Raw genomic sequence first — 22,546 nt, 5'->3', positions numbered from 1 at the left:
TAGTTTCTGATTATCTGTTAGATATCTATCGTCGTCAATTTATGACACCAATTAGAATCTGCTTCCGACCAGTGGACGGGGGGCTCGATGCCTACTCATGCGGTTTGTTCTTCATCAGCGCGCGGCATTGCGCCTGCAGTTCATTCAACCGTTCACGCATACCCGCCACATCCTGCGCCTCAGGCGCGGGCGCTACGGAATAGGCCGTTTCGCGAGCGATGGCATCGCAGGCTTCGCGGATGCGTTCTTCGGCGGCCCACTTGTCCGACAGCGATGCAAACCCTTCACCGGCAGCCATCACTTGCATGTCGAGCATTTGCTTGGGCATGACGATTGCCAGTTCACGGGCCCATTCATCGTCCAGCGTCTGCTCGTCCGCAGCCGCAACAGCGGGCACTTCTGGCGCCACCGTGTTCCCGACGATCAGGTCCGCCACCGCCAGAATGCTCGCCTCGATCGCCCCCGGGCTCAGTGGATCCTCCTGGGCTGCCGCTACGGGCGCAGCGGGTGGCGTAACGGGTGTCTCCAGCACCTGCTGCGGAGATGGCGCAGCCGGAGCCGGCTTTTTCAACGCACCGGTCAAATACCCCCCGAGCACGGCGAACGAAGTATCCAGCCTACCCAGCAGTGGCCGGTCCGGGTCTGCGTAGTTGTGTTCGAACGCACTGTGCATACGGGCAAAGGTAGGGTCGCCCTTGACCACCGCCCGCACCCGCCTGGCGAACGAGCCATCTTTCAGGCTGTCGACAAATGCCTGGCGCGATTGCCTGTTCTGCGGAAGGTCTGACGGCTCGGGCGGCTCGACCGGGATGAAATCGTTGATGCGCATTTCTTTCGGTGCCGGGCCGGCTGTGTAGAAGCCCATGCCGCGGATAAGGGCCACACCGCCGGTTTTGCCATTCTGCGATTTCTTGCCGACCAGGAAGGTGAACTCGCCGTTTTCCTGCATGGCGACGTCGTCGTAGTTCAACCGGCTGCGCTGCTCGATGCCGATGTTGTCCGACTGGCGCAGCTTTTCGTTGCCCGCAGTGCGTTCGAAATTGCCCAGCATGGCCTGCGAAGACTCGGCCGCCGCGCCCTGCACGCGTCGCCAGGTTTCCGATTCGGTGCCCGAGGTCAGGCGGCCGACGGCGCGGATGTTGGTGTTTTCCCAGGTGGCATCCGCTTCTTCGGCGCTGGATTTCTTCAGCGAGGAAAAGTCCTGCGCCGCGAAGGTGACACTGAAGCCCAGGCTACGCGCCTGGGCCGGGGCCACGGCGAAGCCGACCACGGCGTAATAGCCGTATTCGTCGAGGATGGTATAGAACGGGAACTTGGAGCCCGTTGGCCGGCTGTCGATGATTTCGCGTACCACCCCTTCGACCCGGTTGCCCAGGCAGCCGGCCATCATCTGCTTGATGCTGCCTACAATCATCTTGCCAAGCATGCGCATGCTGTCAGGTGCACGCTCCAGCGCCGGCAGCAGCACCACCAGCAAGCGGCGGTTGATCACCACATCGTAGAAGTCCACGTCACCGACGCGTGTCTTGAAGATATGGCCGTAGTTGAAGGTCAGGTCGTTGAAGATCCGCCCGAGCTGCATGACGATGTAGCCGTGCTGCTCCAGGGTCTTGGTTTCCTGCTTCTTGAACTTCGCCTTCTGGTAACCCGGCAGCGTCAGCAGGTAGGAGCGCAGCGGGGCCACGATCACATCGAACATCTCGCCGTACTTGCCGCCGTGCTCCCACACCAGTTCTTCGATCACGTTCAGCTCGAAGTACTCCAGGTACTTCTCGGGGGACAGGTTGATGTGACCCTTGTCCCGCAGATAGGTCAGCGGCCGCGTCAGGGCTGCCACGAACATGATCGCCCGCCCCTTCCACATGTCGCCGCCGCCACCGGAGTCATCCATCAGCGACACGATCAGCTCGATCAACATGCCCGACGAGGTATTCCCCATCATGTTCATGTTGTTGGTCACCTTGTCGACCTGCTTCTCGACGAAGTCGCGGCCAGAGGTGATGAAGTTGATGATCAACAGGTCATCTTCGCGGCCAAGGTAGCGCGACAGGCGGAAGATTTCCTTCTGCAGCTTGGGGTCACCCTTGCCGTCGACGTAGATGAAACCCGTGTTCTGCACCAGGGCGTTGAACACGATGCCGAGCAACAGCTCGGTGTTATGGGTGACCAGGCTGTCGTCGGTGATATACAGGTGGTGTGGGTGATCGATCTCGATGCACTGGCAGGGCGCCTGCCCGGCAGCGTCTACCTTCCACACCTCGGCCCAGCCATTGAACTTGGCAGACCCACGCTTCTTGCGCACCTTGGGCAGCATCACCACCACGCCACGCCCCATCAGCTCACGGATGGCATCGGTCGTCACGGTGTGCGCTGCTTCGCTACCATCCTGGCCGCGTGTAAGCACTCGCCACAGGTGGTCACCGGTGGCCTGGGCCCTGCGGCCGTCGCGGGTGGCAATCGTCCAGATCGGCTGAACGCCCTGCTCGATCACCCGCAGCACCGCAGCCTGCTTGCCATCGGGCGTGCACACGCTGTCTCCGACCCGGATGCGGCCCATTTCCACCCAGCCGCCCGGCGTCAGCACCTTGGCATGCTTGGGCTGCGGCTTACCGGAGCCCGTGGTGCCCAACACCAGCTGGTGCGTCCTCAGGTCGCTGTCGCCGGCGTAGATCTGCTCCCGGGTCTCCAGGTCATTGCCGAAAAGGGTAACCCCCTCGCCTTTCTTTTTGCCCTTGTACGAGCCGTCATTGACATCCGCCAGCTTGGGTACCCGGTAAGGGAAATCGAAGGCACGGTTTTCGACGTCGACGAACTTTCGCTTGAACACCCAGGCCAGCAGCAACAGCAGCTCACCCGAGAAGGGCACCTTGATCGAAACCAGCGCCAGGATCGGCAGCGCGAAGGTGCCAAACACTGCGCCATCAGCAGACTGGAAAAAATCGCTGAAGCGCTGCCCGGCCAGGCGCGTGTCTTTGCGCCGCCGGCTGGTGCTGACTTCATGCTGACGGGATGCGCCCTTGTACTGAGCCATCTGTCACTCCCTCACACTACGTCTTCGTATGCACTGGCGCTGATGTAGTCAGCGACCAGATCCTTGGCGATGCGCGCAATCACGGACTGCTCCATGTCGTCATCGACGAACTCGACATCCTTGAACGTCTCGCGCTTGAGCCGCTCCACCATGTCCTTGCAGCCACCCGACGGGAAGCGGCGGGCCAGCAATGCGAGCGCGTCCGGGCGCGGCATGTGCTCGTAGAGCATGGTGCGCAGTTTCCGGTCCTCGGCGGTGGTGGTCAGTGCCCACAGGCGCATCGGCCCTGCAGACATGGTGAACAGCTGGCTGTAGGTGGCGTTCTTGGTTTCGAAGCGCGCCAGGAAGGTACAGCCATGCTTGTTGGCCCCGTGCACGAAGTTGACCAGCGCATGCTCCTCGGTGTCGGACAGGCCGATGTTCTTGCGCAGCCAGTCGCGGGTCTCCTTGGTACCCGAGTCGAGGATGAAGGTGGCCGTGGCGATCTTGGTCAGCTGGCCGAAGTCTTCCATCAACTGCGAAGCCAGGATGATCTCCATGTTCCACTTACGGGCCTCACGGCCATCGGTCTGCATCTGCTCCTGCAAGCCCACGTGGCCACCGGTCTTGTGGAATTCGTCCATGCACATGACCTTGTATTCATCCACCAGGTCCGCCACCAGGCGCTCGTAGAATGGCAGGTACTTCTCGGTGAAGAACGGGAAGTCCTCCTTCGAGAAGGCCACCTTCTTCATGAAGCACTGGCGGGCGATCATGTACATCAAGGCCGTCTGCTTTTTCGCCGATGCAGAGCCTTGCAGCGCCACGTCCTGCAGGTCGAGGGCCACGATGCGGGCACTGCCCACGTCAAAGCGGGTGTGATCGGAGAACACCGGGAAGTCACCCACCGCCTCGCGGATACCCAGGATGAAGGCGTCGACCAGGCTACGCCCGACCTCGCCGGACCCCTCGTATTCGGCCCGCACTTCCTCGGTCGACGCCACCGCCACCAGGTCATTGAGGGTTGGCACCGCGTAGCGCTGGGTCACCTCTGCCTCGTACACCATGCCGGCATCGAACATCGCGTCGACCAGCTCCCAGTAGGTAGTCGCCGGAAGAATCCGGAAGCCAAGCTGCGCCACGGCAGTATCCACGACATCGTTGTGCCCCGGCTTGTAGGTTTCCGGGCTGGCCCGCTCGATCTTGTCGTCCTTGCGCCGATAGGCCAGGTCAACCATCCGGCCGACGAAGTTGCTCATCCCTTCATAGGGTTTTTCGCGCTCGGGCGGCGTCACTAGAATGGTCAGGAAGTTCTTGTTGAACTCACGGTCTTTCGGCAGTGGATAACGTTGGCCCAGCGGCGTATCCAGCGGGTTGATGCAGTCTTTCCTGGCATTCTGCAAACGTTTGTACACCACCAGGTGATGAAGCCGGGGGGGCAGGTTGTCGCGCACCAGGTCACAGAAACCGGACGAGGAAATCCCGATGTCTGTGATGCCGATGTAAGGCAGGCCGGTCAGGCCCGGCATCAGGCAGGATTCGAAGTGGTTGTTGTTCATCAGCACCGACTTGCCCGAACCCGGCTTGCCTGCGATCAGGGTGATCCAGGTGGTCTGCTGAGACGAGAAACGCTGGTACTTGAGGATCTTGCCGTCCAGGCTGCGGTAGATGGTCGAACCCTCCTGGAACGGCGAGGCTGGCCGGGTCAGCGGCAGCATGGCCACGGCATCGCCAAGCGGCGCTGCGGCAGGGTCGCCAAGATGCTTGGTGGTCAAGGCCAGGCAGTTGGACTGGAACGCCTGCATCGGGTTGCCGGTACGCTCGATGAACACCGGTTGGCCCCACGACTCCAGCGTGCGCCAGAGCTTCGACTTGCGCAGCGCAAGCTCCTTCACGCCTTTCTCGTCCGGGCTGGCCCAGGTCATGGCGGCAACCTGCAGCTTGACCATGCACTCACCGTCACGCACCCGCTCGCGCAGCTCCTTGGTGGCCAGGTTGATGTTGCGGTTCTGCTCGGAGGTTACCGAAAGCAACTGGGCAAACAGGCTTTTCCAGGCCAGCACGCTCATGCCATCGGACGACAGCATGATCGACACCGAATACGGCAAGGCGCGTGACACACCGTTTTCCTGGGTTTCCGCGCGGTTGAGGCTGTTGAACAGGGTGTTGAAGTATTGCGGCTCTGCCGGTGGAATCGACATCAGCAACGGCGCATACACGCGCGAGCCAACCCGCACGCTGGTAGGGTCGGGCAGCAGACTGGTGCGCTCGCCACTGCCGATTTCAGCCGACGTGACCATGATCTGGCTGGGCAGCGTGGGGTACATGAACTCTGACATGTCCCCACTGCGCTTGCTGGTCTTCCAGCGCATCGGAATGGCGCTGCCCGGAATGTAGGGCTTCCAGGTACGCGGCGTGATGTCGGGGTTCACCTTCGCGCGGATGGCGCGGATTGCTTCACTGACGTCGAGCACATCCGCCGAGCAACCGAACTCGGGGGACGTCAGGTCTTCGGAAATCTTGGTGACAAAGGAAAGGTGGCGGTCCTTGAGGTAGGAAATGGGCCGCAACAGGTTCTGCGCTTCGGCGGTGGCCGGCCATTCCGATGCCTTCCTGAACTCGTTCAGCGCCTCGCGCGCCATCGACCGTTCGGTCTGGTCAAGCAGCGCGGGCCGCGACCAGAACACCAGGTAGCATTCTTCGTCATACACATACTGGGCGTACTTGCTCACGCCCTCGTTGATCAGGTGCCGCACGTTGAGGTTCAACCGCTCGGCAGTTGCTGCCTGCTGCGAGGCGTTCTGCTCTAGCGGCGCAGTCGCATCCAGGTCGCGGCTGAAGACAATCTGCAGGTGATGGCCGCGCACCTTGAAGTACACCGAAAGCGACGCTTCCAGCAGGCTCACCAGGCGCTCGAACTGTTCGCGCCCCAGTACGCTCTTGGTGCCGTTGAAACGTACGATGGACGCCAGTGAACCGTCGTTGGCGACGATGGACTGCCCACCGTCGACCGTTTCAAGGTCGCAATAGTCCTGCACGTCTGCCTTGAGCTGGCTCAGAACCGTCAGGATCACCGCCTCGAGTTTGTTAAACATTTCCTTGTTCTTCCTGTGTAAGGTTCTCAATGGCGAGGCTGATCAGCTCTGCTTCAGGTTGCATCAAGCGAATTGCTTCAGTAGCTGGCCGGTCAATGCCGACCAGTTGCCGGGCAGGAACAAGGCGCGGTTATTGGCCGCGTAATATTCAAGCTGCCCATCCTTGAACGCGCCCTTGGTTGGAAACAGCCGCAGCGGGGCCAACCATTCAGCACGTCTTTCATATTCTTCATCGCTGACAAGTGTTTTGCTTGCGAGGGTTTCTGCCACACTCAATACCGTGATCACTTCTCCGCCGAATACGTCCTTGAGCGTGTCGCCACCGCGAAACTGGAACGCTGCCAACAGGCTGGTCAGTTTCTCGTTGACCGCCCTGTCGCCGAGCAACTCATTGACATAGATGCACCGGGCAATGTTGTTGATCTCGGTTTGTGTCAATTCCTGAACTGCCACGAAAAAACCGGTGCCATTCATGGCGCAGGCACCCAGGTGATGAACCTGGCGGCACAAGTTGCACGCGGTGATCAGGTTGTCCTTGGTGCAATTGTCGGCATTGCCATCCAGTGCATGGAGTTCCTGAAACTTGGCAGACTTGAAACCACAGAAGCGACAGGTGTAATTGTCGCGTTGCCACACCGAAGTACGCAGTGTGTTGTGCGCTTCACTGAACAGTTTTCGTTGATCATCGTCAGAGCGCCACAGTGGCCGGCGCACGCCGAATACCGGTTGGTTGGCAGTACGGCTGACATAACCACTCGCCAGCGTGGGCACAGTCACTGCCCTGCCCTGCGCAGAGTTTGTTTCGCTCACGTCCGATATCCCCGAAACTGTCTGGAAATTGCGGGGCCTGGCGCCCCGCTTTAGGGTCAGCGGCGCGCAGCCTTAGTTGACCATGGTGTTGCGCATGATCCACATCACGGTGCCGACACCCGCCATCAGGCCACCGATGAACAGGCCGACAATGGCCGACATCGGCTTTTCACGCTCATCCTTCGACGCTTTCCACAGGGTGTACAGCGAAATGGCAACGACCACGAAACCACCAATCGACACCAGCGAGATCAGCAGCGTGGCGCCGCCCTGAGCGGTATTGTCGATGTTGGTCATCACGTCGTCAGCGGTCTTGCCGCCCGAGGTGTCCTGGGTCAGGTCAGTCTTGGTAATGGCAAATGCCGACGGTGCTGCCAGGGCACCGATAACTGCAGTGGTCGCACGAACTTTGGCCGAATCGTAAGCAGCTTTCAGGGTTTTGAGTGCTTTCATGAGTGACGCTCCTTGGGTTTCATATTTCGAAAAGCCGTTACGACCACGGCGTGAAAAGTCCAACCAGATTGAATCCGATTGTGTTGTTGAGTACATCGCTGAACCATTTGAAGTTCCACGCCAGCACACCGCCGATGATCCATCCACTGGCGGTCCCCAGGCCGGCCTGAGTTTGATTGTTGTAATAACCGTTTACCGTCAACCAACCTTTCACCATGGCAATCAGACCGACCACCTGCATGATGCCCAGCAGGGCGAGCGTGGCCAGTTGTGCCTGTTGCTGCAACGTGGTGCCGGTAGAGGAATAGGACAACATGCGCGAGTTGGCATAATCCCCGGTCAACGTTCGCGACATGATCCCCATCCACTCCAGTGTGCCAATGGCCAGCAAAATAGAGCCGATCACCAGTTGCACACAGGCGGAGCCGACAGAAAAACGCTGTCGCCCGGCTACATACTTCAATGCGTTGTCATGGGTAACACCCCAGATTTCAATCAACGCAGCACCTGTCAGGTAAAGACCGATAAGTGCGGCAATACCCTGGCACATCATGATCGCCGTCGGGATTACTTTCCCGATATTGACCAATACATCTACTAGATCGGCAAATCCGGCCGCCATGGCAACGTCCTTGTTTAAAGAGCGGGTGAAGTCACTACAATACCGCTGTCGCGATCAACTGAAAGCACCTTCAATTCGCGCTGCACCGGTGGCAACGTGTCGCCGGCCTTTACGCTGTCTTCACTCTCACCATTCTTCACCCAGGCCCGGTGCCCGACCACGGCCTGCACTTTGTAGCCACTCGATTGCGGAATCGGGTGAGCGCTTCTGGCGTACCCCTGCGACGCGGCAGGTGCTGGCGCCCTGCGCGGCGGCTTGACGATTTCCACGCGCTGACGGTTCTGCTCGTAGCTGTTCATGCGCTGGGCCAGCTGGGACATGCTGTTATCCAGGTTCTTGATCTGGCTCAGCAGCAGCTGGGTATTGCGCTGCGATTCCTCACGCACGATCTTCAGTTGCTTTTCACTGTTCTCCTGGGCTTGCAGGGCCGCTTGCGCCTGCTCCCTGGACTTGGCGAGCTCGATGCTCAGCACATCCATGCGTGGCTGTTGTGCCGACTGAGCCTGGATTTGCGCTGTGCGCTTGGCCTTGGCGACCGGCGACGAGGAGGCCTTGATCACGACCACGGCGACCACGATCAGCGCCACGAAGCTACCGGCAAAAACGCCTATGAGTTTTCCGAATGACCAGTTCTTCATGTCGAACTCCTTATCGAGATTGATCGTGAACGTCTTGCAGGAAGAACAGGCCAAAGCCTTTGTTCGCAGGTGTTGCGTAGGTAGCCGGACGGTTGAACCCACGGCGTACTTCCGACGCGATCGCGGTACCCATCTCGCCCACCGACGAACCGATGACCTGCTTGGTCGAAGGCTCGGTCGTGGTCTGGGCCACTACACCGCTGGGGCTGATGATCGTGGTACCTGCCGTCTGCTGGTAAGCCCGACCGTAGCCAGACAGCAGCGAGGCAGCCCCCAGGGCGAAGTAGCGCTCCATGGTGTGGTGGTCCTTGGTCTCGGCAATACCCTGCTTGGCATCATCCTCTCGCAGCGCCACGGCGCTGATGCGCATGGTCGGGCGGGAATCGTTCACCGGTGGCGCCAGAATGGTGAATTTCACACGGATGTTGTCCGGCGCCTGTTCGATCTTGCCGATCAGCTTGGAGCCGTTCCATTTGCCGCCACGAATGGTTGCCAGCACGTCGCCGCCGTCGTCGGTGTTGACCTCCGCATCCAGCGTGGCGTACATGATGGTACCGGTCTTGATGAGCAACTCCCGGTCGGTGTCACCCACGGCCTCGATGTCGTTGGGGTCCTTCTTGTTCTTGTCGTTGCCGGCACGCAACACGCCATCACGTTCGCTGCTGCCAGCACGCTCGGTCGGGTAATAGCTGACCGTGCTGAAGCTGCTTTTTTCGGCGAAGCCTTTTGCGCTTTCAGACTCACCCATCAGTTGCTTGATCGACTTGAGCGTCTCGGCCTTGAGCTCGTTGACGTACAGGTCGCGCTGCTGCTCGGCCTTTTTCAGCTGCTCTTCCAGGCGCAGGCGTTCCTGTTCATCAGACTGTGCGTTGCTCGCGCCGGCGCGCTGGTTCTGGGCGGCCTCGCGGGGCGGCTGCCCCGCCCCGACATAGATCGGCGGCGGCTGCATGCTGGCATCGTTGTACGGCTGCCCGGGCACATTGAACTGGGCATTCTGGCCACGGGCAGCATCCCTGCCGGTGGACTGAACGATATTGGGGTCGAAGCCAGGCTGGTACGACATGCCGCGCTCGGCAGCCTGCTCGGCCTCCAGCGAGCTTCGCTGGTTGCGACGCTCCGCCTCGGCAGCGGAAATAGGGTCGACCGACACCTCGGGCTGCGGTGCACGCGGGACATCCACCGTAGAGGCCTTGCCGACAGGTTCGTCCTTGCTGGTCATGCCGTTGTAGGCCAGCGCCCCCAGCGCAAGCACCACCAGGCCGGCCGCAATCAGCGACACCTTGCCCACACCGGAACCGAACACGGCGTGCAGGTTGCGCTGCATCTCATCGGACTTGCGCGCCTTCTTCACGTGCGAGCCAGCCGGCCCGTCGCGGTCGGCTACCAGGTGCTCGTCCTCTTCATCGAAGCCCGAGTCGTTCGGCGGCATGTTGTGATCACTCATTGCAGATTCCCTTGCTCGATGAAGACGGTTACGGCTTGCCCGCCAGTCGTGAACGTGACGCTGTTCTGCAGGCCCGCGTAGCGATACACCGCCACACCGGTGGTGCTTCGCGCAGCGTTGGTGTAGGCCGGGTATTGCGCATCAGCCTTGGCTTTCACGTACATGTTCGGGCCATAGCTCCAGGCCTCGACGCCCTCCAGCCCGGTCACCTTCAGGCGATTGGCCTCTTTCGGCGGCACACCATCCAGGAAGTAGGTCAGCGCATCATCGATACCCGGCATCCTCAGCATTGCCACAGAAGCCGCAGCATCCGGATTACGCCCGGGTACCTTCGCATCCACGCGCATGTCCACTTCTTCCTGGCCGGCAGCCAGGATCAGGATGATGGGCGTGGCCAGCCCGCGCAGGGTGACGGTGACGTTGCCGTAGGCCGCCGCTGTGGCGGGGTCCAGGGTGAGGATGTTGGTCGGTGCGGCAGTGCCGTTCTGTCCGTTCTGACCGCCTCGCTCGCGCCCGTCGCTGAAGAGTTCGCGGTTGATCGACACGTTCTGAATCATCCATGGCTGCCCGGCATAGTCGGAGAACACGATCGACGACTGCTGCCCCTTGCTCAGGCGAACGATGGGTGGCGACACGCCCGGGTCCAGGTTCAGTGCAAGCGTGCGGGTCACAGGTTTGGCCGGGCTTATGTAGGCCGTGGCTTTCTGCTTTTCACGCTCCAGCCATAGCTGCTTGATCAGCTCTACCTGCGACGACGTCAGCTGCGAATCCTGAACGTCCTGTACCGTGTCGCTGATGACATCTTCCGGCCGCGGGTAGACCACTTGAGCAACACTGGATACTTGCCGGCCCAGGCCATTCATCGGTGGCTGGGGCGGAGCTTCGCCAGCTTGCGTCGCGCCAATCTGCCCCATGCCACCCTGGGCGGCCGGCGCTTCTGGCGCCTCGTTGGCAAATGCCGGCATGGCGATAGCGCTCGCAAGCAACGATGCGATCAGATGCTTCTTCATGGTCACTTCCTTGAGGTGTACGGCGACAGCTGAACAGAATCGACGGCGATGCCTTTGGTGTTGGTGGCCGAAGCGGGGATCTGGACGATGGTTACGGCTGCGAGGAAATCCTGGCGCGAGCGTGCTTGCTGATCACCGCCGACATAGAACTCGATGGCAATCGGCACCTGTACCACCCAGTAGTTCTGCCCGCTCGCCAGCACACCGCTTTCTTCGACCTGGGCCACCTGGGTGGCCATGGCCCGCAGGATCATCCGCCCCTTGAGCACGCGCTCCAGGTTGCCTGAATCGTCAAGCGTCTTCAGGAAGGCCTTGCGCCCCTCATCGGTGTACCAGCGCGCACCTGCGGCATTGAGGTTGGAGCGGTAGTTCACATAGTCGTAGGAGTACGAGTTGACCACCGCATCCTTGGCGTACTCGGCCAGCGTCGCAGGGGTGACGCGCGGGTTGCTTTCAGTGGAGACTTCACAGATGGCATGGTTGTCAATCGTCGGAATCCAGCGGTACTTCGGGTACCAGAACACCACCGCCGCGATGGTTACGCCGAACACGCAAGTCAGGGCCAGCAGCTGCCCCCAGACGCGCTTGTTACGGCGCTTGAGATCCAGGCACTCCAGCTGCAGACGCTTGACTTCCCTGACGGTGGCTGCGGCCTCACCGGGCGTTTCGTCCAGTGCCAGCTCCAGCAGCTTTTATTCATCGGTGCCCCGCCGGGCCTGCGGCGCATCACCATCAGGGGTTCCGTGTTGGGTTTCCTTACTCGACATTGCGGATTTCCCCTGTCGTTCCGTCGTAAATGCAAATCGAGTCGGTTCCGTCATAGAACACGACATTTTCAAAATTCGTTTGCGTCACCAGCCAGATGGCGGCCACCGCTACACAAGGCAGCAAGCCGATGCAGGCCCACTCCCCGATATCCAGCAAAACACCCAGCAACCGGTTGTAGCGTCGTAGCGCGCGAACATCCACATCCTCGCCCGCACCGCTGCCCCATGACGTTGTGGTTGGTCCCAGTTCGTCCATATCTCGCTCCATGAAGCAGCATTTTCATCCAAGACTTAGAAATGTGCAACAGCGAAATTTTGACAGATTGGGTTAATACCTGCAATCCGCGACGCATTTCTGCACACCCATGTAAAAGCTTTTGACGCTAAATACCCAAAATCAAAGCGGGGCGCCGGCCAATACGGCCACGCCAAAATCAGGGCTATAGCCCTGATTACACTGGGGAAATCAACGAATTAGGTGGTGTTTACTGCACCTCGCCGGCATGCACAACAGCGCTGACCGGCCTACTCTAAAAAATTACCGTCGACCTATATTTTCGATGTGCAAAACCTGACCATTCGGACATTTAAAATGGCTGAAGTCAGCGGTCGGAAAAATGTGCGAAAAGCCCTGAAGGCCACGTAAACCGTGATCTCCAGCACCTGATCAGGAAGATCGGCAGGGTTGATGGCGGGGTTTGCAGCGTATCCTCCATGACAAACCTGAATCTTGGTCCAGCCCTCCTCCGTGAGTATCCATAGAACTGAGCGCTACTTTTACTAAAACCCTTGTAAAACAAGGGATAAATCCATTTTTAAGCCACACACCAAACAGTAGATTGCGGCAACCGCTGGCGGAATCGCCCGATGCTCAAGGGCGGTTTCTTCTACCCAAGGTACTGCCTTGGTATGGCGAAAACGTGATTTTCCACCATCTACACAGTTTTGTGCGATAGCGGCTTTTTGCCATCAGGACGGCAGATGGTGCTCATTGCACTTTGGCATCACTCAACAGGCCCGCAATCAATGACATTCGCCGTTCGAAATAGTTGAGGGCCCGGGAGAAATAATTGCAAAACGCTATCCTGTAACGCCGCGTGAGGGCTCACGCACCGTGCTCTGCCCACGCCTCCAGCTGCACTGGCGGGCGGCTCAGCAACACACCCACCACAATGGCAAACACCATGGCGGCAATGCCTGCGACGTGCAGCACGCTCTCAAAACCACCGATGAACGCCTGCCGAGCCAAGGGAGCAACCTCGGCACGCAAGGCGGGATCCAGCATGGCCAACGCGGCGGCCAGGTCACCGGCAGCCACTCGCGTGGCCATCGCTGTAACTTCTCCCAGGTGCGCTGGGGCCACCACTGCCATCGCCTCCTTCATCAACTGGCCGGTACGGGCGGCCAGCACTGCGCCCAGTACACCTATTGCCAGCACGATCGCGCCGAACCGCGTGGTGGTGCTCAGCCCCGACGCCATGCCAGTACGCTCACGGGGCACACAGGCCATGATGTTCTTCTGCGTATCGCCATTGAGCAGCCCGGCGCCCGCACCTAGCACCAGGCTGGCCACTGCAAACGCGCTGTAGCCGCCATGGTTTGCAGCCCAGGCACACAACAGGTTGCATACCCCCACCAGCATCAGCCCAAGCGCAAACACCTGCGCAGCGCTGCAGTGCGCGGCCAGGCGCATGCCAACCCGCGGCATCAGCAGCATGGCCACGGCGAATGGCAACATGCCCGCACCCGCGGCCAGGGCCGACAGCTGCAGGCCGTTCTGCAGGTACAACGGCAGCAGGGTCATCATCACCTGGGCGCAAGCGGCGTAGGCGAACATGCCCAGCAAGGCACCGACGAAACGCGCACTGCGCATCAGCCGCAGGTCGATCATTGGCCGCTGCTGGCTGCGCTCGACCATGACGAACACGCCGAACAGGAAGGCGCTGATCACCAGCCTACCTAGCGTTTGCGCACTGCCCCAGCCCACCTGGCTGGCATCGATCATCGCCCAGATCAGGTAACCCAGGCCGCCGGCGAAAGTCAGGCTGCCCCATGGGTCGAGCCGGGCCGCCGCACTGTCGCGAGACTCATCGACGCTGTACAGCACCATGACCGCGAGCACTGCCACCAACGGCAGGTTGATGTAGAAGATCCAGCGCCAGCCCAAGGTACTGGCGATTATCCCGCCCAACAGCGGCGCGAAGGTGATGGTGGCACCCATGCAGGCACCCCAGAAGGCCCAGGCGCGCATGCGTTCCTGCGGCTCATGAAAGCGGTTGCCGATGGCGGCCAGTGCCGAGGTCAGCAACAACGCTGCCCCCACACCCTTGGCGGCCCTGGCCATGTCAAGGAACAACAGGCTTGGCGCTGCACCACAAGCCAACGAAGCGATGCCGAACAGCACCAGGCCGAGCAGCAGCATGCGCCGCCTGCCGAAGCGGTCGGCCAGGCTACCGGCAGGCAGCAGGCAGGCAGCAAAAGCCAGCAGGTAGGCGCTGACCACCCACTCGATATCGGCGAACGAGCCCGCCAGGTCACGGGCGATACTGGGCAGACTGACCGCGACGATGTTGGTGTCGAGAATGATCAGAGCGCAGACCAAGGAGGCAGTGAGCAGGGTGAAACGTGCAGAGGGCATGATAAGGCTCCGGAAGCAGAGCGGGTTGGCTTGGCGGTACGGTCAAATTGCAGCATCGCCGGGGGCTGCTTTGCAGCCCATCGCAGGCAAGCCAGCTCCCACAGGTTTTGCCTAACCTTCGCGAGCGGTGCAGCCCCCTGCAAAGCAGTGCCCGGCTATTCCACAAGCGGCCTTTACCCCCAAGCCACCAGCCTTGTAGTGTTGGCCTCAACCATAACGCCGCCAACCCAAAGCGTTGTTAGCCCCGGCGGCCTGCGTCATTACCCTGTAGGTAACACCCATGGAAATCCGCCATTTCCGCTATTTCCTCTGCGTCGCCCGTCACGGTCATTTCACCCGTGCCGCCGAGCAACTGGGGATCGCCCCGCCCACTCTCAGCCGCCAGATCCAGGACATGGAGCGCGAACTGGGCGTACGCCTGTTCGAGCGCAGCCAGCGCGAGGTCAACCTGACCGCCGCCGGCCAGGCATTGTTGATCGAGGCGGAGCACGCCGTGCGTCAGTTCGATGCGGCGCAACTGGGCGCACAAAAGGCCGCCCGTGGCGAAAGCGGGCGTATCGAACTGGGCTACGTGGCTTCAGCCGCCTACTCGGGCATGCTCCAGCAGCAAGTCAGCCGCTACAGCGAAACCTGCCCTGGCGTGCGCCTGAATATCCGTGAACTGCCCATGGCCGAACTGCCCGGCATGGTCCGCGACGGCTTGCTCGACCTTGCCTACGTGCGCTCACCGATGGAGCTGCCTGACGAACTGGAAGCCATCGCCTTGCACCAGGAAGGTTTCGTCCTCGCCCTGCCCGCCAGCTCGCGTATCAACGAAATGCCGCAGATCCCGGCCTCGCGCCTGGCCAACGAATCCTTCATCCTGCCCGAGCAAATTTCCGGCACGCTGGAAGTGGCCGCGCAAGGTGGTTTCGTCCCCAGGCTTGGCCCACAACCCGGCAGCCTGGTGGCAGTGATTACCTTGGTATCACTGGGGCAAGGCGTTGCCGTCGTCCCGGAATCGGTGGTGCAGCGCATCAACCTGCCACAGGTGAATTACCGGCGGGTCGTCGATTGCCAAGCTAGCTCGTGGCTAAGCCTGGTTCACCGGCGCTTCGAGAAAGCGCCGGCGGTGATGAGGTACATCGAGATGATGACGGCCTGACCGTCGCCCTGAAAAACAAAGGGCACCCATCCTCGGGTGCCCTTCGCCCTACCGCCAGGTGAACTGAATCACCCCATCGACCGCGCCCCCACAGGTTGCACATGGCCGCGCGAGGTAACGATCCCCAGGAAGGAAATCACGATCGCCAGGCCCAACGTAGAACTTACCTCTACCCGGTGCTCGGGCGTGTACATCATCACCGCCAAGGCCCCGGCAATGAAGATGATCACCGCCCAGGTCAGGTACGGGAACAGCCACATGCGGAACTTCAGCTCGGTGTTCTCCCGCTCCAGGCGGCGGCGCATGCGCAGCTGCGAGATGGCGATGACCATGTACACCAGCAGGGCGATGGCCCCAGAGCTGGCCAGCAGGAACTCGAACACCCCCTTTGGCGCGAAGTAGTTGAGAACGGCGATAGCTGCCCCGATCAGGGTACTGCCAAACACGGCAGCGCGCGGTACGCCAACCTTGGAGGTCTTGTTGAGGAAGGCCGGGGCGTCACCGCGCTTGGCCAGGGAATACATCATCCGCGAAGCAATGTAGATCGACGAGTTCATGCAACTGGTCACTGCCACCAGCACCACCAGGTCGACCATGAACGCTGCGTTGGGAATGTTCATGATTTCCAGCGCACGCTGGTATGAGCCCACCACTGCCAACTGCGGATCGTTCCACGGTACCACCGAGATGATCACGAAGATCGACAGGATGTAGAAGGTGCTGATACGCCAGATCACCGAGCGGGTGGCTTTGGCGATGTTGCGCGACGGGTCGCTGGACTCGGACGCGGCGATGGTCACTGCCTCGGTGCCGATGAAGCTGAACATCACGGTGATGAACGCACCCACCACCGCCGACCAACCTTTCGGAGCGAAGCCGCCATATTCAGCCATCAGCCCGCTCAGGCCGCTGACCTCGCGGTTAGGCAACCAGCCCATCAACGCGGCAAAGCCCAGGCCGATGAAACCCAGAATCGCCGTAACCTTGAGGATGGCGAACCAGAACTCGAACTCACCGTATTTGGCCACGCTGAACAGGTTGGTGCAGGCCAGCAGCAGCACCGAAGCCAGCGCGAAGATCCAGCTGTCCACCTGCGGGAACCAGGCATTCAACACATGCCCGGCAGCCAGCGCTTCGATAGGGATCACCAGTACCCAGAACCACCAGTACAGCCAGCCAATGGTGTAACCGGCCCAGCGGCCGATGGCCTGGTCGGCGTAGGTGGAAAATGACCCGGTATCAGGGTGTGCCACGGCCATTTCGCCGAGCATGCGCATGACCAGTACCACCAGGGTTCCGGCCACGAAATAAGAAACTATGGTAGCTGGCCCGGCCGCCGCGATGGCGTGGCCAGAGCCTACGAAAAGTCCGGCGCCGATGATGCCGGCGATGGACAGCATCGTTACATGACGAGGCTTGAAACCTTGTGCAAGGTTGCCATCAGATCCCACGGTGCTCATTGATGTTGTTCTCTTTTTGCTGACACAAGGATGGACGGGCAGGTGTAGGCGAAAATATCTCCTTTCAAATCAGTAAGTCGACAGGTTGCTCGCGCGCTGTTGTTGATCTTTGGCGCGCATCACAGAGCAACATGTCCGTGCGGTTCGGGCTTCATTTAAGCCTTGCAGGGCTGCGGGAAATTACACGAGAACGCCCCGGAACTGTTCGATCACGACAGGGCAGTTCCATTACCGCCAGATGTCGCGAATGGCATGCCCGATCGCGCCACCTCGCCATCTGGAGCTTTTGTTTTTCATCTGGATGTGGGTTGCCAGTGCCGGCCCAGGCGATTTCAGCTACTCACAAAAAAGCCCCGGTCACCCGGGGCTGTCTTTGCACTGCGGGCCTGTAACCGCCTCAACGCACCAGGCAAGGCCGCTTGTTATCGAAGCGCCAGCCCGGGATCAGAAACTGCATCGCCACGCTGTCATCCCGCGCCCCCAGCCCCATGTTGCGGTAGCACTCATGGGCCTTGGCCAACTGGTCCTCATCCAGCTCCAGCCCCAGCCCCGGCCGAGCCGGGACCCGCACATGCCCGTCGACAATGCGCAGCGGCTCACGGGTCAGGCGCTGGCCGTCCTGCCAGATCCAGTGGGTGTCGATTGCGGTGATCTCGCCCGGCGCCGCCGCCGCCACCTGGGTGAACATCGCCAGCGAAATGTCGAAATGGTTGTTCGAATGCGAACCCCAGGTCAGCCCCCAGTCATTGCACATCTGCGCTACCCGCACCGAGCCCTGCATGGTCCAGAAGTGCGGATCGGCCAGCGGAATATCCACTGCCTGCGACTGGATCGCATGGCCCATCTGCCGCCAGTCGGTGGCAATCATGTTGGTGGCGGTGCGCAGGCCGGTGGCACGGCGGAACTCGGCCATCACCTCACGGCCCGAGTAACCATTCTCGGCGCCGCAGGGGTCTTCGGCATAGGCCAGTACGTGATGCTTGTCGCGACACAGGGCAATGGCCTCTTTCAGTGACCAGGCGCCGTTAGGGTCCAGGGTGATACGCGCTTCGGGGAAGCGCTCGGCCAGCGCCGTCACTGCTTCCATCTCCTCTTCGCCACGCAGCACACCGCCCTTGAGCTTGAAGTCGCTGAAGCCATAGCGCTGCTCGGCCGCTTCGGCCAGACGCACCACCGCTTCCGGGGTCAAGGCCTTCTCGTGGCGCACGCGGAACCAGTCGTCATCTGCATCGGCCTCATTGCGGTAGGCCAGGTCGGTGTGTTGACGGTCGCCGATGTAGAACAGGTAACCCAGCATCTTCACCGCATCGCGCTGCTGCCCCTCGCCCAGCAAGGCTGCCATAGGCACGTTGAGGTGCTGGCCAAGCAGGTCGAGCAGTGCCGACTCGATGGCCGTTACTGCATGCACGGTAATGCGCAGGTCAAACGTCTGCAGGCCGCGACCAGCCGAGTCCCGGCTGGCAAAGGTCTGGCGCATGGCATTGAGCACGCGCTGGTAGTGGCCGATCGGCTGGCCCAGCACCAGGTTGCGGGCTTCTTCCAGGGTCTGGCGAATGTTTTCACCGCCAGGCACCTCGCCCAGCCCGGTATTGCCAGCGCTGTCGCGCAGCACTACCACGTTGCGGGTGAAATACGGGCCATGGGCGCCACTGAGGTTCAGCAGCATGCTGTCATGGCCGGCCACGGGAATAACGCGCAGGTCGGTGACCACCGGAGTGCTGGTATGAACGGCGGGATTGGTCTGCATAGTCATGATTGTTGTCTCGCAGTCATCAGTGGGTATGGCCCAGGGCCGAGGGGGCCTTGAGGTCATCGGTAGGGGCGCCCTTGGGGCGAGTGCGTACAAAGAAGATGGCAATGGCCGCCAGCACCGAGGTCACGGCCAGGCCGTACAGCCCACCCTGGATCGAACCGGTCTGCTGCTCCAGCAGGCCGAAGGTGGTGGGGGCAACAAAGCCGCCGAGGTTGCCGACCGAGTTGATCAGGGCGATCACTGCCGCCGCGATGCGGGCATCCAGGTAACCCTGCGGGATCGGCCAGAACAGTGACGATGCCGACTTGAACCCGATGGCCGCGAAGCACACGGCGACAAAGGCGAACACCGGCCCACCGGTGGTGGACATGAACATGCCGATGGCGGCGACCAACAGGGCACCGGCTACCCAGGCCTGCTGGAACTTCCAGCGCGCAGAACCAGCGGCAAAGGCGTACATGGCCAGGATCGAGATCAGCCACGGGATCGAGTTGAAAAAGCCGACCTGCAGGTCGCTGAGGTCACCCATGCGCTTGATGATGCTAGGCAGCCAGAAGGTGGCAGCGTAGATGGTCAACTGAATGCAGAAGTAGATCACGCAGAACAGCACGATCTGGCGATCCTTGAGCAGGGTCCAGGCCGATGCCTTGACTGTACCAACGGCTTCACGCTCACGTTGCTCACGGTCGATGGCGGCCACTAGCGCGTCCTGCTCGGCCTGGCTCAACCACTTGGCATCTTGCGGCTTGGAATCCAGCCAGAAAAACACGAAGAAGCACAGTGCAACCGAGGCCATGCCTTCGATGAACAGCATCCACTGCCAGCCATGCATACCCAGGCCCTGAATCTGCATCAACGCCCCGGCCAGCGGCCCGGAAATCAGCGAAGCCAGCGCCGAACCGCTGAGGAAGATGGCAATCGCCTTGCCGCGCTCGGCGCCTGGCAGCCAGCGGGTGAAGTAGTAGATCACCCCAGGGAAGAAGCCCGCCTCGGCAACCCCCAGCAGAAAGCGCAGCACGTAAAACTGGGTTTCGTTTTGCACAAAGGCCATGGCCGTGGCTACCAAGCCCCAGGTGAACATGATGCGGGTCAGCCAAAGCCGCGCCCCCACCTTTTGCATCAACATGTTCGAAGGCACTTCGAACAACGCATAACCAATGAAGAACAAGCCGGCGCCAAAGCCATAGGCCGCAGCGCTGATGCCCAGGTCGCTTTCCAGGTGCGGGCGGATGAAACCGATATTGACGCGGTCGAGGTAGTTGACGATGAACATGATGACAAACAGCGGCAGGACATGACGCTTGACCTTGGCCACGGCACTGGCCAAGGCGTCACTGTCGTGCCGGGCAGACGGAGTGAGGGTGTCGTTCACTTGCAAATCTCCCACTAATTGTTTTTGTGCGGGTCTGGGTTGTCTGACATGGCAGTGGGGATGAGCATATGCGTGGCGATGTTGTACGACAAGATCAACAATGTCGGCAAAACAGCAAAATACAAGCTGTCATAATGTAAACATGCTGCGATCTTTCAAAAACAGCGAAGCTAAACAGCAGTCTGAAGGCACAAAAAATCGGCAAAAAATAATTTGATGGTTTAACTTGTCGTACAAGTTAAGCGCGAAACGGATCACAGCATGGAACCCGAAAACGCCCGCAAGCACGGCCACAGCCGCGCCCATGACCTTGTCTCCAGCCTGACCCAACAGATTTTGCTGGGCACCTTCAAGCCGGGCGACAAGCTGCCTTCAGAGAACACGCTGGTGCGCGAGCACGGGGTCAGTCGCACGGTGGTGCGTGAGGCCTTGTCCAAGTTGCAGGCCTCCGGGCTGGTAGAGCCGCGCCACGGTATCGGTACCTTCGTGATGGCGCGCCAGGCCCAGGCCGGGCTGCGTATGGCAGCGGAAAGCGCGGCGAATGTGCGTGACCTGCTGGAACTGCGTATTGGCCTGGAAGGCCAGGCCGCCGCCCTGGCTGCGCTGCGCCGTGACGAGGGGCACCTGGTGCGCATGCGCCAGGCGCTGGATGACTATCAGGACCTGGCAGCCGCCGGCGACAGCTGTATCGAGCCCGACCGACGTTTCCACCTACTGATTGCCGAGGCCACCGGCAACCTGTACTTCACCGAGATGCTGCTGCACCTGGGCAACAGCCTGATCCCGCGCAACCGCATGGCCCTGGCCGAACGCGGCGGGGCGAAGCTGGCGCGGCAGGCGTACCTGGCCAACCTGGAGCACGAGGCAATCCTCAATGCCATCCGCCGGCAAGACCCGGACGCAGCGAGGGCGGCGGTCTGCCTGCACCTGTCCAACAGCCGCGACCGTTTGCTGCCGGGCTAGGGGCCGCTGCGCAGCCCTTCGCGGGTGCGCCCGCTCACACAGGTCCCGCGTATGGGCAGGGCCTTTGGGAGTCCAGCCTTCACCAGGTCAGGCAGATCTTGCCGAAATGCCGGTTGCTTTCCTGGTAGCGGAACGCTTCGACGATCTGCTCCAGTTCGAAGTGCTTGTCCACCACCGGCCGCAGGCCGTTGGCATCGATCGCCCTCACCATCGCCTGCTGCTGGGCGCGGCTGCCCACCAGCACACCTTGCAGACGAATCTGCCGCACCAGCGCCTGCACCAGCGGCAGCTGACCGGCCACGCCGGTAAGGATGCCGATCAGCGAGACATGCCCACCGATGCGCGCGGCAATCATCGACTGCTCCAGCGTCGCCGGGCCGCCCACTTCGATCACATGGTCGACACCGCGGTTGCCGGTGAGCGCGCGCACCTTCTCACCCCAAGCCGGGGTGCTCTTGTAATTGATCAGGTGGTCGGCGCCCAGGGCCTTCAGGCGCTCCAGCTTGGCGTCGCTGGACGACGTGGCGATCACGGTGGCGCCAGCCAGCTTGGCGAACTGCAGGGCGAAGATCGACACACCACCGGTGCCTTGCACCAGTACCGTGTCGCCAGGTTTGAGGTGGTCGTCGCTCATCAGCGCACGCCAGGCGGTGAGGCCTGCGGTGGTCAGGGTAGCCGCTTCAGCGTGGCTGAAGCCCTTGGGGGCCAGGGTGAACGCGGTGGCACGGGCAGTGACCTGCTCACGGGCATAACCATCGAGGCCGTCGCCGGGTACCCTGCCAAAGCCTTCGACGTTGGCCTGGCCGTCGAGCCAGTCGGGGAAGAAGGTGCTGACCACATCGTCGCCCACCTGGAACTCGCTGACACCTTCGCCCACCGCAACCACTTCACCAGCGCCATCGGCCATGGGGATACGCCGCTCGCTCGGGCCCCACATGCCGCTGACCACTGCAAAGTCGTGATAGTTGAGGGAGCTGGCGTGCAGGCGCACGGTGATTTCGCCGGCCTTGGGGGCAGCGGCCTCGCTTGTGCCGACCTCGACCTTGTCGTAGCCGCCGCCGGGTTGTACGTAGATGGCCTTGCTGGTCATGGGTGGGTCTCCGTATCAGAGGAAAGAATGGGGTTCAGCATAGACAGGTTCGGCCCTTTCGCGGGCACGCCCGCTCCCACAGGGGCACCACAGCCCTGAGACTTGCGCAATACCTGTGGGAGCGGGCTTGCCCCGCGAAGCAGGCGACACGATGCATGGCCCGGCTGCGCCGGGGTTCGCGGGACAAGCCCGCTCCCACAAAGTCATTGCTAAATCAGTAAATCAGTTGGGCTGCGCTGTCGCGCAGGGAGCAAGTGCCATTGTGGGAGCGGGCATG

At 61.2% G+C, this 22,546-nt stretch carries 17 protein-coding genes; 2 read left to right on the top strand and 15 right to left on the bottom strand.

Annotated elements, in window-relative coordinates:
- Positions 1-91 precede the first annotated feature (91 nt).
- From LU684_RS17725 to LU684_RS17675, 11 genes are all read right to left on the bottom strand, one after another.
- A complete protein-coding gene (locus LU684_RS17725; RefSeq protein WP_016489298.1) occupies positions 92-3,031 on the bottom strand; it encodes a hypothetical protein in 2,940 nt (979 codons plus the stop codon).
- An 11-nt stretch (positions 3,032-3,042) separates the two neighbouring features.
- Positions 3,043-6,105, bottom strand: coding sequence for a type IV secretion system protein IcmB/DotO (locus tag LU684_RS17720; RefSeq protein WP_016489299.1), 3,063 nt, complete (start codon positions 6,103-6,105; stop codon positions 3,043-3,045).
- A gap of 63 nt (positions 6,106-6,168) precedes the next feature.
- Positions 6,169-6,876 (bottom strand): HNH endonuclease, encoded by a 708-nt coding sequence (locus LU684_RS17715; RefSeq protein WP_232894865.1) that lies wholly within the window; start codon positions 6,874-6,876, stop codon positions 6,169-6,171.
- Positions 6,877-6,987: 111 nt separating this feature from the next.
- Positions 6,988-7,368, bottom strand: coding sequence for a hypothetical protein (locus LU684_RS17710; RefSeq protein ID WP_016489301.1), 381 nt, complete (start codon positions 7,366-7,368; stop codon positions 6,988-6,990).
- 37 nt (positions 7,369-7,405) lie between these two features.
- Complete coding sequence (locus tag LU684_RS17705) at positions 7,406-7,990, bottom strand: hypothetical protein (RefSeq protein WP_016489302.1); 585 nt, start codon at positions 7,988-7,990, stop codon at positions 7,406-7,408.
- A gap of 14 nt (positions 7,991-8,004) precedes the next feature.
- A complete protein-coding gene (locus LU684_RS17700) occupies positions 8,005-8,628 on the bottom strand; it encodes a hypothetical protein (protein ID WP_016489303.1) in 624 nt (207 codons plus the stop codon).
- A 10-nt stretch (positions 8,629-8,638) separates the two neighbouring features.
- On the bottom strand, positions 8,639-10,072 hold the full coding sequence (locus LU684_RS17695; RefSeq protein ID WP_016489304.1) for a DotG/IcmE/VirB10 family protein: 1,434 nt from the start codon (positions 10,070-10,072) through the stop codon (positions 8,639-8,641).
- Positions 10,069-11,082 (bottom strand): DotH/IcmK family type IV secretion protein, encoded by a 1,014-nt coding sequence (locus LU684_RS17690; RefSeq protein ID WP_016489305.1) that lies wholly within the window; start codon positions 11,080-11,082, stop codon positions 10,069-10,071. Before LU684_RS17690 ends, LU684_RS17695 begins: the two co-directional genes overlap by 4 nt.
- Before the next feature lie 2 nt (positions 11,083-11,084).
- On the bottom strand, positions 11,085-11,642 hold the full coding sequence (locus tag LU684_RS17685; RefSeq protein ID WP_269803309.1) for a DotI/IcmL family type IV secretion protein: 558 nt from the start codon (positions 11,640-11,642) through the stop codon (positions 11,085-11,087).
- Positions 11,643-11,838: 196 nt separating this feature from the next.
- On the bottom strand, positions 11,839-12,105 hold the full coding sequence (locus LU684_RS17680; RefSeq protein WP_016489307.1) for a hypothetical protein: 267 nt from the start codon (positions 12,103-12,105) through the stop codon (positions 11,839-11,841).
- Positions 12,106-12,954: 849 nt separating this feature from the next.
- Positions 12,955-14,487 carry an MFS transporter gene (locus tag LU684_RS17675; RefSeq protein WP_232894863.1) on the bottom strand — a complete coding sequence of 511 codons (1,533 nt, stop codon included), beginning with the start codon at positions 14,485-14,487 and terminating at the stop codon, positions 12,955-12,957.
- 280 nt (positions 14,488-14,767) lie between these two features.
- Between LU684_RS17675 and LU684_RS17670 the strand changes: the two genes are divergently transcribed.
- Complete coding sequence (locus LU684_RS17670) at positions 14,768-15,631, top strand: LysR family transcriptional regulator (protein WP_060518531.1); 864 nt, start codon at positions 14,768-14,770, stop codon at positions 15,629-15,631.
- A gap of 68 nt (positions 15,632-15,699) precedes the next feature.
- Here the strand turns inward: LU684_RS17670 and LU684_RS17665 are convergent, their stop codons facing one another.
- From LU684_RS17665 to LU684_RS17655, 3 genes are all read right to left on the bottom strand, one after another.
- Entirely contained in the window at positions 15,700-17,091 is a 1,392-nt protein-coding gene (locus LU684_RS17665; protein ID WP_016489310.1) for an amino acid permease, read from the bottom strand.
- A 397-nt stretch (positions 17,092-17,488) separates the two neighbouring features.
- Positions 17,489-18,844 carry a glucarate dehydratase gene (gene gudD, locus LU684_RS17660; protein WP_232894862.1) on the bottom strand — a complete coding sequence of 452 codons (1,356 nt, stop codon included), beginning with the start codon at positions 18,842-18,844 and terminating at the stop codon, positions 17,489-17,491.
- Between the two features lie 19 nt (positions 18,845-18,863).
- A complete protein-coding gene (locus LU684_RS17655) occupies positions 18,864-20,216 on the bottom strand; it encodes an MFS transporter (protein ID WP_232894861.1) in 1,353 nt (450 codons plus the stop codon).
- A 261-nt stretch (positions 20,217-20,477) separates the two neighbouring features.
- Between LU684_RS17655 and LU684_RS17650 the strand changes: the two genes are divergently transcribed.
- Positions 20,478-21,179, top strand: a complete 702-nt coding sequence (locus LU684_RS17650) for a FadR/GntR family transcriptional regulator (RefSeq protein ID WP_016489313.1) — start codon at positions 20,478-20,480, stop codon at positions 21,177-21,179.
- Positions 21,180-21,258: 79 nt separating this feature from the next.
- Here the strand turns inward: LU684_RS17650 and LU684_RS17645 are convergent, their stop codons facing one another.
- Complete coding sequence (locus tag LU684_RS17645) at positions 21,259-22,269, bottom strand: zinc-dependent alcohol dehydrogenase family protein (RefSeq protein WP_016489314.1); 1,011 nt, start codon at positions 22,267-22,269, stop codon at positions 21,259-21,261.
- Positions 22,270-22,546 lie beyond the last annotated feature (277 nt).

It is taken from the genome of Pseudomonas sp. NMI542_15, assembly GCF_021283425.1.
Taxonomy (GTDB): Bacteria; Pseudomonadota; Gammaproteobacteria; order Pseudomonadales; family Pseudomonadaceae; genus Aquipseudomonas; species Aquipseudomonas fortuita.
Note: the sequence above shows the minus strand (reverse complement) of the source record. Positions and strands in the feature narration are given on the sequence as shown.